This window comes from Acinetobacter bereziniae LMG 1003 = CIP 70.12 (genome assembly GCF_000368925.1).
In the GTDB taxonomy this organism is placed as follows: Bacteria; Pseudomonadota; Gammaproteobacteria; order Pseudomonadales; family Moraxellaceae; genus Acinetobacter; species Acinetobacter bereziniae.
This window is the reverse complement of sequence record NZ_KB849755.1, coordinates 819,953-833,159: the sequence shown is the minus strand read 5'-3', so window position 1 is coordinate 833,159 and position 13,207 is coordinate 819,953. Positions and strand designations below refer to the sequence as shown.

At 36.9% G+C, this 13,207-nt stretch carries 9 protein-coding genes and 1 pseudogene; 9 read left to right on the top strand and 1 reads right to left on the bottom strand.

The window, feature by feature from the left end:
- Nucleotides 1-68 precede the first annotated feature (68 nt).
- From F938_RS05695 to F938_RS05655, 9 genes and pseudogenes are all read left to right on the top strand, one after another.
- Nucleotides 69-806: a phosphoribosyltransferase gene (locus F938_RS05695; protein WP_005030185.1), complete on the top strand. Its 738-nt coding sequence runs from the start codon at nt 69-71 to the stop codon at nt 804-806.
- A 98-nt stretch (nt 807-904) separates the two neighbouring features.
- Nucleotides 905-4,423 (top strand): phage tail family protein, encoded by a 3,519-nt coding sequence (locus tag F938_RS05690; protein WP_005030184.1) that lies wholly within the window; start codon nt 905-907, stop codon nt 4,421-4,423.
- Nucleotides 4,424-4,432: 9 nt separating this feature from the next.
- A complete protein-coding gene (locus F938_RS05685) occupies nt 4,433-5,083 on the top strand; it encodes a DUF2460 domain-containing protein (protein ID WP_005030183.1) in 651 nt (216 codons plus the stop codon).
- Nucleotides 5,080-5,937, top strand: a complete 858-nt coding sequence (locus F938_RS05680; protein ID WP_005030180.1) for a DUF2163 domain-containing protein — start codon at nt 5,080-5,082, stop codon at nt 5,935-5,937. Before F938_RS05685 ends, F938_RS05680 begins: the two co-directional genes overlap by 4 nt.
- 51 nt (nt 5,938-5,988) lie before the next feature.
- Nucleotides 5,989-8,334: an alpha-amylase family protein gene (locus F938_RS05675; RefSeq protein WP_005030176.1), complete on the top strand. Its 2,346-nt coding sequence runs from the start codon at nt 5,989-5,991 to the stop codon at nt 8,332-8,334.
- Nucleotides 8,324-8,752 carry an NlpC/P60 family protein gene (locus F938_RS05670; RefSeq protein ID WP_005030174.1) on the top strand — a complete coding sequence of 143 codons (429 nt, stop codon included), beginning with the start codon at nt 8,324-8,326 and terminating at the stop codon, nt 8,750-8,752. The genes F938_RS05675 and F938_RS05670 overlap by 11 nt, the downstream gene beginning before the upstream one ends.
- Before the next feature lies 1 nt (nt 8,753).
- Entirely contained in the window at nt 8,754-11,243 is a 2,490-nt protein-coding gene (locus F938_RS05665; protein WP_005030172.1) for a phage tail protein, read from the top strand.
- 58 nt (nt 11,244-11,301) lie between these two features.
- Nucleotides 11,302-11,595: a phage holin family protein gene (locus F938_RS05660; RefSeq protein WP_005030170.1), complete on the top strand. Its 294-nt coding sequence runs from the start codon at nt 11,302-11,304 to the stop codon at nt 11,593-11,595.
- A pseudogene (locus F938_RS05655) lies at nt 11,579-12,206 on the top strand (DUF7940 domain-containing protein). The gene F938_RS05660 and the pseudogene F938_RS05655 overlap by 17 nt, the downstream one beginning before the upstream one ends.
- 43 nt (nt 12,207-12,249) lie before the next feature.
- Here the strand turns inward: F938_RS05655 and F938_RS05650 are convergent.
- Entirely contained in the window at nt 12,250-13,188 is a 939-nt protein-coding gene (locus F938_RS05650) for a hypothetical protein (RefSeq protein ID WP_005030165.1), read from the bottom strand.
- Nucleotides 13,189-13,207: the final 19 nt, after the last annotated feature.

Genomic DNA, 13,207 nt, shown 5'->3' with positions numbered 1-13,207 from the left:
GTTGAATCAAAACATTTTTTTATTTAAATACTGTAAAATATTGATTTGGAAATTATTAGCATTCACTTATGTTCAATAAATTTATAAGAACTCCTTGGAATGATTTTCCAAAAGTAAAAGTGTTTTATCCATCAGGAACATTGCGCAAGGCATCTGAAAAACTATATCTTGAGGCAAAAGGTGGAAATGTAGTTTCCGCATATGATCTTTTAATCAATTATGTTTTAAAAGATGAGGATATATTTGAATTTGGTATTGATCTATTTAATAGAAAACCTATATTAGCACCTGTATTGGCGCAAGAACATTTAGGAAAAAATAGAATCCCTGCTGTTTTTGCTGAAATATTAAGTGGTCATTTAGGTTTTGAAGTTGCAGATGATATTGTTCAAACAGTCAAGGCAAATCATACTAACGCTAGTGCGTATGAGAGGATAGTCCGCCAACCAATGTTTGATGGTTATGTAGAGGCTGGTAGGAACTATGTAATATTGGATGATACCGTTTCGATGGGCGGAACATTGGCTGCATTAAAGGGGCATATTGAATCTAATGGTGGAAAGGTTATACTAGGAGCTACTCTAACAGGTTATCAAGATATTGATCTTGTACCTTTAGAAAAAACTTTGAATCATGTTAGAAATAAGCATCCTGAACTTCCTGAGTGGTGGCAAAATGAATTTGGATTCCCGATCGAATACCTCACGCAAGGCGAGCTTGGGCACTTCAAAAAACCCAACAGCATTGACGAAATCAGAAGTCGCCTCATTGAGGCAGGATTTCAAAGCAGCAATGAAGGAAGCTAGAGCCTTGGTAGCAAATGATGTAACCCCACAAACTAAATAATTTAAAATTAATTTTAAACCACTCGAAAGAGTGGTTTTTTTATGCCTAAGGAAAAGTAATGGCTAACGAAGTTGAAGTAAAAATCACAGCCTCTACGGATAAATTATCTGAAGGCATGAAAGAGTCAGAAAAGATTGTAGATAAATCTGCAAAGAATATTGAGGAAACTGGGAAAAAAGTTGTTTTCACACCTGACACAACAGGTGTAAAGCGAGTGATGAAAGATGCTGAAGAAACAGTTGAAAAATCTGTTAAAAAAATGAAGCAAGCTGGGGATGGCTTAACAATTAATCCTGATTTTTCAAGTGTTAAATCAAAACTTGCAGATGCTTCAAATCATGTTCAATCTAAATTTGAAGATGCTGGACGTGCGATAAGTGGTAATTTAACAAAAAGTTTCGCTACTGTGGGATTGGGTATAACAGCTGCGGTAGGAGCTGCTGTTGCAGGATTAGTATCATTAACATCAAAAGTTGGACAAGCATCAAAAGAATTAGAAAACCAAGCACGCCTTGCCAACTCCACTACCATAGAGTTTCAAGAGTGGGCGTTTGCTTCAAAAAGTGTAATGGTTCAACAAGATAAGCTATCTGACATCATGAAAGACGTGAACGATAAGTTCGGTGAGTTCATGATGACTGGTGGTGGAGAGATGGCGGAATTCTTTGAAAAAATAGCGCCAAAAGTGGGGATGACTGCAAAAGAGTTTCAAGGCTTATCTGGACCACAAATTTTAGGTAAGTACTACGATGCATTGCAAAAAGCTGGATTATCTCAAGCTGAAGTTACATATCGGATGGAAGCCCTAGCAAATGATTCAACACTGTTATCACCATTGCTAGAAGATAATGCAAAAAAATTAAAGGAGTTGTCTACACAAGCTCAAAATCTTGGTGTCATTATGGATCAAGAATCCATAGCTAAAACTAAAGAGTTTAATTCTGCATTAGGATTAATTCAGTCAACATTTGACGGAGTAATGAATCGTATTGCAGCAAAGGCAGCACCGAGCTTAACAAAGCTTGCAAACGATTTTCTAAGCTTTGCTGCCAAATCAAAGCAAGGGATAGATAACTCAATCACTGCAATAATCACAATATTTGAGAGTTTATTTGAAATTTGCTCAGATATTTTTTCCACTATTGGTGGTATTTGGAGTGATTTAACCCAAGACATTGGTGATGGATCTGTTCAACAGGTTACATTCATGGATATGGTTTCAGGTGCTTTGAAGGGATTTGCAGCAGTTGCTGTAGGTTTGAAGGTTGGTATTCAGATTGCCTTTGCTGCAATTCGCGCTGTGATTGTTACTGTCTGCCAAGCAATTTCCATTACTATATCAGCGGTACTTAATGTATTTGGTGGCTTTAGGGATACCATCCAGTTCGGGTTGGATATTTTAAGTACAAAGTTTAAAACTTTTGGAAATATAGTTTCTAACGTTTTAAGTTTTAACTTCTCAGGTGCTAAAGCTGCGCTTGAACAAGGTCTGAGTGAACTCGATGGTATTACCGAACGCTACACCAATAAAATGGGACAACGTGCAAATCAGTTTAAACAAGACTGGAGTACTGGTGCATTAAAATCTGCTGATGCAATTTCACAAGCTGGTTCAACGATTGTTAATAGCTCAATGAATGGTGGACAGCGACTTAAAAACCTATTTTTACCCGACCCAAAAGACCCAAAACAACAGGCAAGTGTAAATCAGCTTAAAACGTTTGACCCTAACCGTGGCGTTGGAACCGGTACTAAAGACGATAAAAAATCTGCAGGTGGAAAGAAATCTAAATATGAACCTACCACTTATTCTGATCTTCGTATTAAAAGCCCTGAAGCTTATGCTGGAGGTAAAGCACACCAAGGGGTTTTGGATTTAGCAGGAGCAATTCAGGATAAGTTTCAAATTACTAAATTTACCGCCTTTAATGATATGTATCACAAGGGTACATCAAGTAAACATAATCAAGGTCTAGCACTTGATTTTGGCTTACAGGATTCAAGTAAAAGTGGTCAAGTCACGTCTGATTTGCGGTCTATGCTTGGTAAGAATGGAGTCAACGCCCAAGTTCTTGATGAGTATAAGAATCCATCTAAACGCGCAACAGGTGGACATATTCATGTCAGTTTTAATTCTCAAGCTGATGCTGATAAGTATCTAGCTTTGGTTAAAAATGACAAGGTTAAAGGAAGTAAGAAATCCAGTTCAGATTCCCAGTATGAACGTTACCTTGAAGAGCAGACAAGAAATGCGGAAAAGGCTGAAAAAGAGCGTCTTGATCTGAAATACAAATATGCTTCAGAGCAGGAAAAGGTTCAGCTTGAATTAACCAAAGAACTGGATCGAATCGAAAAATCAACGCTAAATAGTGCAGATAAAAAAACCTTCAAAGAAAAAGCCGAGAAAGAATCGCAAGATAAAATCGTTGCTTTGAATTTAGAAGCCTTTGAAAAAATCAAAGCTATTTATGAACAAGAAATTCAATCCAAACAAGATCAGGCGCAGCGGATTTATGAGCAAGAAAAGGCTCGTATTCAAGCTGCTTTAGATGCAGGTCGTATTTCTAATGTTGAAAAAGTTCAACTTGAAAAACAATTAGAAGATCAGCTTTACCAGATTAAGCGTGATGGGTTGCTGGCTCGATTGGATCTAGAGAACCAACAATCGTCAATATCAGGCAAGGGAGCAGGGCAAGCAACAATCAGCAATAATATAGCTGAATTAGACAATCAAAAAGCAGTTAATGACATTGGAGCACCAAATCTAATAAGTGATGCTCAAATGAAAGACTTTGAGAAGAAGTTTGGTGGCTTGACTTCAAGAATGTCAAACCTCTGGGATCAGGGCATGCAAGCCATGATGAATGGCACTTTAACATGGCGTAATGCTATGAATGCTGTATTTTCAGAGCTTGCAATGGAGTTTATTCAAAAGACCGTTACAGCACCTTTAAAAGAGTATGGAATCGGTTTAGCGCGACGGTTAGCTTTGAAGTTCGGATTTATAAAGGCTGAAACTGCGGCAGAAGTGTCTGGTCAAGCAGCTCAAACTACAGCTGTAGTTGCTGGTGAGGGTATGAAAACCGCAGCAACTTCTACAGGTGTATTTGCTCGATTAGGCTTAAAACTCATGGAAGTTATCAAATCCATCATGATGTCGGCATGGGAAGCTATGGCAGCAGCTTGGGCGGCACTTTCAGCAATTCCAATTGTTGGACCTGCATTGGGTGTTGCAGCAGGTATTGCCGCATTCGCTGGAGTGTCGGCGATTGTTGGCAAGGTTGCATCTGCTCGAGGAGGTTACGATATTCCTTCAGGTGTAAATCCTATGACCCAACTACATGAGGAAGAGATGGTTTTACCTAAACAACATGCCAATACCATACGTGCATTGGGTAAATCTGTCATGGGTGATGGCTCTATGGCTCAGCAGCCCGCTTATGCAGGTGATATGGGTGCGATGCCACAGGTCAATATTCAAGCATGGGATTCTAAAGACATTAAGCGGTTTATGCGCAAACATGGTCGTGAATTGGCTGGTGGATTGAAAGGGTATAACCGTAATTTTGGCAAATAAGGAGTTTACATGTCAGATGAATTATTTCCTGAATTACCAGGACTAGAATGGGAGCTTACAAAGACTCCCATTTTTAATACCAAAATTATGACCTCTGTCAATGGTCGTGAGCTTCGAGCAAGTTATCAAGCTGTGCCAAAGTATGAATTTACAATGTCTTATGCTTTTCTGCGTGAAAACAAAGGTCGTAAAGAATTGCAGATTTTACAAAGCTTTTTCGAGGCTCGCCGTGGTGCTTTTGATTCATTTCTATATAAAGCACCTGATGATAATGAATTTAATTGCACGTTTGTAGGTGATGGTGCTTCGACGACTTTTCAACTATATAAAACTCAGGGTTCTAGCCAAGTTGCTGTAGGAAATACTCTCGAATCTACGCAGCCATCGAATCCTGATATGTGGAATCAGGTTGAATCAAAAACAATGTGGGCTTCAGCTGATCAAAAGCCCATGTGGAGTGCTGATACAGTCGGAATTACAAAAGACGGAAAATTTGTGCTTTCAGAGCCTTTGGACGAGGGACAAAAAATTTCTGTATCAGGCACTTATTTTTATCGTTGTCGTTTCAAAGATGATGAACAGCAATATACAAATTTCTTGTCAAAACTTTGGAAAGCATCCAAGGTTGAGATGGTTGGATCATTAGGAAAGAAAATATGAGAGCAGCTTCAGATAAGTTAATCGCTTTATTGGATGCAGATCAGTTTCTTATGGCTGATCTATACACAATTACAACTGTCCAAAATCAAATACATCGTTTCACAAATTACGATTATGATCTAAATGTAGTTGGCAATACCTATTTTGCAGATGGTCCTATCATTAGCCGTGAGGGGTTTAATCTATCGTTGGGTGTTGAAGTTGATAACTTATCCGTATCAATCGAATCTACAGATGAAAATAAGTTTAATTTAATCCCGGTTGCCCAAGCGTTTCACAATGGTCAAATGGATGGTGCACGATTTAAATTAGAGCGTATTTTTATGGATATCAATACACCAACCGATACGAGTGCAGAGGCATTATTATTGTTTGAAGGGCGGATTATTGAGCCTGAATTTGATCGCAATGTAATTCATTTTAATGTTGCCTCTGATCTAGATGATTTAAGTGTGCAAATGCCACGTAATTTATATCAACCAAGTTGTTCCAATACGCTGTTCGATAGTGCTTGTGGCTTAAATAGAAGTGCACATGCTGTAAGTACTGTAATAGATGCAAACAGTACTCAATCAAGAATATTGTGTAATGTCACTCAGCCACAAGGTTGGTTCACACAAGGTGTGGTGGAGTTTCTAGACGGTGAAAATGCTGGTCTAAAGAGAACAATTCGATTACATGAGACTGGCACTTTACTGCTTACATTGCCTTTGCTCTCTGTACCAGAAACAGGAGAGCGCATCAAAGTTTATCCAGGGTGCGATAAACGACTTGAAACCTGTGTGAACAGATTTAACAACAAAGCCATGTTTCGCGGTTCTCCTTTCATACCAGTACCTGAAACTTCAGTTTAATAGTTATATACATGACCCAGCTTTGCTGGGTTTTTTAATGAGGCTAAGCTCATGTCAATTCCAGAAATTGAAAAATTCATCGGCACCACTGTGACTGAGAGTCAATTCAAACAAGCATATGCTCAACTAATAGAGACACTCGATCTAGAAGTTGCAAATCAAAATTTAGTTATTGATACAAATATTGTAATTGATTTTATAAATAATAGACTAAATGGTGGTGGGGGGCTTGTAGCAAACGGTTCTGTTTATATTGATGGTATTCCAGTCGGACAAAGTCTAGTTTTAGAGCCAGAAGACGAAGAATATCCTTTGGGTTTGCGTAAAATTTGTATAAATAAGCAAACCAAGCAGTTTAAAATTTTTAATAGCTTAGAAAAAAACTCATCGGAATATTTATTACTCGGTGTTTTATGGCAACGGAAATGGATGACTTTTTCAAACGGTCCAAAGCAACCAACTATCATCGCTAATGGGATTGAAACATATAAAGGTAGTATTGCTGACCTAAAATATGCTGCAGATGGTGAGATTGTAGGTGGAGCACTTTTAATAAATAAAGAAAATAAAAAAATTTCAGGTACTTTTACTTTATATTCATCAGAATATAGAGGTTGGCTGGTTGCTGATATTAGCTATTCTGGTGATCTAACAGCAATTGTTTATGATAAAACCACAAATGAAGTTAAAGCGTTGACTGATACTGATGTTTTATCGCCATCTCATATTGTAATTGCAAAAGTTGTTGGAGATTATATTTTTACAACTTCGCTAAATAATGCATTTCTGCAAGAAGGTACTCAGAGTTTTAAAATTTCTGGGAAAGTTGATAGTCGTCATTTATCTTCCGAACCTGCTTTTATGTCTGATGATCTAAGATTAAAAATTGATTTTAGTACAGCCAAGCTTGAAATTTTACATTCTGGATTTTTGTTCTGTAATGGCGGATTTATCTCAATTGACTCTTCAAAAAATGCAATTTTTGACGTACTCAACCCTGCCTACGTTCGATATTTATCTTTAATAATCAGTGATTTAAAATTTAATTTGTCACAGACAAGACCTCAAAATTTGGGAAATCAAGAAGTATTGCTTGGATACGTTTACAACTATAAATTCTATGGTTTTGGTGACTTTAAAAATAAAATCACAATCGTGAATGTAAGCGGATCTATAGTTGATGATAGTAATGATTCAGCTGATTTTAATGAATTAAATCAAAGAGCTTTATTGCCAAATAAGCTTTTTTTTATTGAAAACAGAGCATTACCGCTTTACAAAGATTCAGTCTTTTCAAATCCAAGAAAGGGTTTAGAAAAAGTTCGCACTTGGATTGATACAAATCACGTTGAAACAATCAAGCGTTATGTACCTGTTTTACAGCAAACTATTCTGAATCCTCAAGATTTATCAAATACGATTCAATTCGTTTACGCGCATGCAAGTGTAGCTGATAAGCGTTTTTGGAAAAATATTGCAGTAAGTAAAGCGCCACAATCTAAGCTAAATCGAAACTTCAATATGTTGTGTTTTGGCGATTCATTAACGCAAGTAGGGACACCATCGACACTTAAAAATAAGCTTGAAAGCTTGGGAGCCACTGTCACACCAGTCGGGACTTTTTGGTCTACTGAAAGCCCGAATGAAGTGCCTAGCGAGGGGCGCGGATGGTGGAATTATCGAGAATTTATTGGGAAAGACAATGAATCAGGCGGCATCATTCATACTCGAAGTGAGGGTGGAAAAACTCGTACAGCTAAATTTGAAAATCCGTTTTTAAAATTAGCGACAACTCAAGATAAAACAGATCATCCGACATGGTGTTTCCGCTTTACTGGTGCTCAAAAAGAACTGTCATATGCTGAAGATACCGATAAAACTGGAAATTTCTACATTTTCGATTTTGACTGGTATAAGACTCAGCATAACGTTGCAACGCCTGATTTTATTACAATTGCGCTTTCTACTAATGACATAAATCTTGATCGCAGTGCTTATTCTCGTGATGAAGTAATGCGCTTTATGCAGCTTGGTTTGGAAATTATGGTAAAGCAAATTCATAAGGTTTTGCCTAATGTTCCCATTGGAATAGTACCTTGTCCCGCATGGTCAGCAACTGAAAACGGATTTAATACGTTTTGTGCTGATACTGCAACTTGGATTGAATTGTGTTTAAAAAAAGTCGATGAACTTAAATCATCACATTCAAATCTAGAAGTTATTCCGGTTTATATGCATATGAACAGGGATATGGGGTATCCAATAGTAAATAACCAAGCATTATCAGTAGATAGTGATGTTCAAGTTGGGACGATTAATGATTGGGTGCATTACGATCAAGTTGGTCGTGACCAATATGCTGAAGTTGTTGCAGGATGGTTAGCTAATGTTATCTAAAAATATAGCGGCTATTGACGAAGCGATGACTTGGCTTGGTACCCCATACCATCATCAGGGTCGTGTAAAAGGTGTTGGTGTAGACTGTGGAACGCTGATCTGTGAAGTGTATGAAAAAGTAGGACTGATGGACCACTTAGATCCACGACCTTACCCACCTGATTGGCATATGCACCAGATGGGAGAGCGGTATTTAGAACATATCAAAAGTGTGTGTTTTGAAGTTGATGAACCACAACCAGGTGACATAGTTCTTTATAAAATTGGTAAATGCGTAAGTCATGGTGCCATTGTTGTTGAATGGCCAACAATAATCCACTCTTATCTTGGTATTGGCGTTGTCATTCAAGATGGTACAAAAGGAAGTTTAGCCCGCCGTGTTGCGGGCTTTTATCGTATGAAGAGGCTAAAAGAATAATATGGGTGGATTATTTGGTGGTTCTACCATGAGTACATCTGATACACGTATTAATTCAATGCGTGTACAGCAATCTGCTTATGGGCTTTGTCAGCCTTTGGTTTACGGTAAAAATCGTATGGCTGCAAATATGTTTTGGTATGGTGATTTTCATTCCATCGCTAAAACCACAACAACAAAGTCAGGTGGGAAAGGGGGTAGCTCAAAAACTAAAAATACCACTTTCACATATTATGCTTCCTTAATGCTTGGACTTTGTGAAAACAAAATTAGATCAATTGGCATCATTTGGCGTGATAAAGAGCAAATTGTTACCAAAACTGAAAATGGAGTCCAATTAACGCCTATTGATCAGATTGGCTTTGAACTTTTTAATGGTGATGGAAATCCTATTTGGGGATATTTGCAGAGCAAACATCCCGATGAAGCCATAAACTATCCTTTCCTTGGATATGTAGCGTGTGCAAATTATGAATTAGGAGGTAGCGCTAGCCTTGCAAATCATAACTTTGAAGTCATTAGTGATATTACTTTTTCAGATATGATTCATGATGCGAATCCAGCAGATGTGATAGAGGATTTAATTACGAATCCCCGCTATGGCGCATCGCCATATTTGAATATGCATGATCTATCAGAGTTCAGGACCTACTGCGCTGCGGCTAATTTGCTCATTAGTCCAGCTTTAACGGAGCAACGTGAAGCACATGAAATTATTAATGAAGTTGTTGAAGCTGTTAATTGTGCGGTGGTACCAAGTCCAGATGGTTTAAAAATTAAATCATTCGGAGATTCTGCTATTTCTGGTAATGGCCATATATTCACACCTAATTTAGAACCTGTATATCATTTAACTGATGATGATTTTATTGGTGAAGATGAACCGGTACGTGTTCGCCGTAGTCGTGATACGGATGCTTTCAACCACACTCAGATTGAATATGTAAATCGCTTCAATCAATATAATACTGAAACTGTAGAGGCGAAAGACCAAGCAAACATTGAAATGTACGGTCTACGCACCGAAGATCCGGTTAAATTGGAAATGTTTTGTGAGCCAAAAATCGCACGGCATGCAGTTCAGTTACGTTTGCAACGGCTTTTATATGTTCGTAATGAGTATGAATTTAATCTTGGCTGGAAGTACTGTCGGTTAGAACCGATGGATATTGTAACAATCACAGATGAATCACTAGGTTTAGATAAATTCTTAGTGCGCATTACACGTGTTGAAGAAGATGAAGACGGCATGCTGACAATTACTGCAGAGGAGTTGGCAATCGGTTCAAGATCCGCAGTTGAGTATGATCTGCAGTCATCCAATGGGTATCAAGGTGGAAATGAAGAACCAGGTAATGTAAATGCACCTGTAATTTTTGAGCCTCCTTTAGATTTAACCAATGGATTAAATCAAATTTGGGTAGCAGCCTCAGGTGGCAGCAATTGGGGTGGTTGTAATGTTTGGGTAAGCCTCGACAATACAACTTATGAACGAATTGGTACCATATATGGTTCAGCTCGATATGGAGCATTAACAACAGGCATTAATCAAAGTGATACTGCTCTACAAGTCCAGTTGAATACTTCCAGTCAAATATTTAGTGGTACCGCTGCGGAAGCTCAAATTGATGCAACTTTGTGTAAAGTGGGTGATGAATACTTTAATTATGAAGAAGCTACATTAAATGGTTCTGGGTTATATACATTAAGTGGTTTACATCGTGGCAGATTTACTAATGCTCAGTATCATTTAGCTGGTGAACCATTTGTGCGTATCGATCGAGCTATTTTTGAATATGAATTTAATCAAAACCTTATTGGTAAACAGGCATACTTAAAATTTACTAGTTTTAATGGTCTTGAACAAAAAGAGCAATCTTTAGATGAAGTTACAGCTTACAGCCATACAATTAGTGGTGGGACACCTTCAGGTGTTAAAGGTTTATCTTTGCAGTCGACATTTGTTGGGACAAGTTTTAAAGTTCAATGGCAAAATACTGCAGGCGCTTCTGGTTATATTGTCCAAATCTTGTCTGGTGGTACATTACTTAGAACTGTAGATACGACGAACACTGATTATAGCTACTCAATGGAGGAGGCTAAAATAGATGGTGTACAGCGTTCATATACAATTCGTGTTGCAAGTAAAAATGGAGAAGTGATAAGTTCCTTTGCTGAGTTAAACATAAGCAATCCAATTCCAAGCCAATTGTTAAATGTTTATACATCGTCTACCAAGGATTCGATCACAGTCACATGGATTCCAAGTGAAGCACCAGATCTAAAAGACTATCAGGTTTGGGTAAGTACAAATGCCAATTTTGATCCTGAAATAATGACGGCAAGTTGGACGGGTACTGAGAATGCTTGCACTATAAATAAACTTCAATCAACTACTACATATTATGTGAGAGTTGCAGCGCGTGATGTATGGAAAGAAACAGCTTGGAATTATTCTACACGTATAACACAAGCAACAACTGAAACGTAACTTATATGACTACAAGCACCCGAAAGGGTGTTTTTTATTGCCCAAATCAGGGGGTGGCATGGAATTTTGGAAATGGGTCCAAGAGTTAATTGGTACTTTTGGGACGGCAGTTACTTCATTTTTTATGGGGTTCGTTATGGCTTATTTACGAACAAAAAAGAAAGCTGGTAAGGGGGATTTTGCAGAGTCAATCATGTGTGGTCTCTTTGCAGTTGGCGTATGGACTTTCCTTGAGTGGTTTAATATTCCTCAAATTGTCGCGGTAGGATTAGCCTCATGTATTGGCTATATGGGAACTCATTTTGTGAGTAATTTAATTGAAAAGAAGGTAGACAATGAAATTAATCGATAACTGGAAACAGTCATACAAACTTAAATCTGTACAAATTGGCGCATTAAGCGCCATTTTTTTTGCTTTAAGTTTATTCTCTGAGCATTTTTTAACTGTGTGGAATTTAATTCCAGAAGATTTTAAAAATTCTATTCCTGAAAATTGGAAAGAATATGTTGGTGCTTTTGTTGGTGTGGCAATGATTTTGGCGCGCTTGAAGAAACAGCCAGAATTACATGAACCACAATTAAACTTATCAAGTGTTAATACGCTTATCTCAGCATCAGTTATAAATAAAAATGATTTAGATTGGATGGTTGAAGCCAAAAAACATATTGGTTTACGTGAAATTGTTGGAAAACAACATAATTCAACAATCCTGATATGGCTGTGTTGCTATTAAAACCCGAAGTGGAGGTGGTCACGTTTGCTTTGTAGCAGGGCGTGATAGTAAGACTGGCAAATTGGTTTGCATTGGTGGTAATCAGAGTAATGCCGTGTCGTATGCCCTATACAATGATGCTGATTTTCAGGAATTCCGTTGGTATGGGAAAGCAAGTAGACCAGCAGATTTTCGTTATGATTTACCAGCCTTGAGTGGCGTGACTGCAACAAAAGTTACTGAAATGTAATAACATGGTAACGAGCTTCATTAATGTTGCTTGTTACCAAATTTTAAAATAGATACTTATATATAAGATATAAAAATACTAATAGTATAGTGTAAGGGAGTAACATATTAAATATATTGATAATTGCCTGTAAGAATCTGTGTGGGATATGGGAAAAATCCCAGCGCTTTATTTGTTTTTGATGCTCCATTTTCTTATCTTCTAAAATTTGATTTATAGCAATTTTTTCGTAATAGTATTTACTTAATAGTTCTGTTTTGGTTTCTAAATCAACTTTACTTAGATATGCATAATCAAAGCTTATTGGAGAATTTGATAAGTCAGCATAAAAGTTTCTGCAAATCCAAAAATTCAAGATGTTAATCTTATTATATTTATCATTACTCTCGAAATTCATTTCTCTTAAATATTTGATTTTAGAATTAATAAAATTTAATTCATTTACTAAATTCTGAATAATACTATCAATTTTACTAAGATCAATCTCAAATATATTTTTTTTCCATGAATCATGGAGGCATAAATTAGAAATTTTGAAAGGTAAACCATCAATTCTCACGCCAAAATTTTTATAAAATTGTTTAGCAATTTCAGGGTCACCATCTGGACGAAAAAAAATACCCTTAACTTTATAATCAGCACTTAAATTTTTAAGCCATTGAATTTTTATGTACATGATAAGAGAACCTATCCTAAAGCCTCTCATACCATCAAATAGTATTATATCTCCACCTTCAGGTGGATTTAAATATGAAATATTGGCATAATTTTGATCATTTTCATTGATTAAACTAACACGGTAAGAAGCATAAAAATTTTTTAGACTTGGTGCTTTTAGGTTTTCATAAAAGTAACTATTAATTTCTAAATAAAAATCTTTGTAGGTAACACTAACTTCAACTTTCTCATTAATGGTAAGTAATAAATGCCCTATAAAGTTTTCATTTTTACTATCATGAACTTCAAAAGCTCTGCTTAGCATCCAATTTCCCTTTTTAATT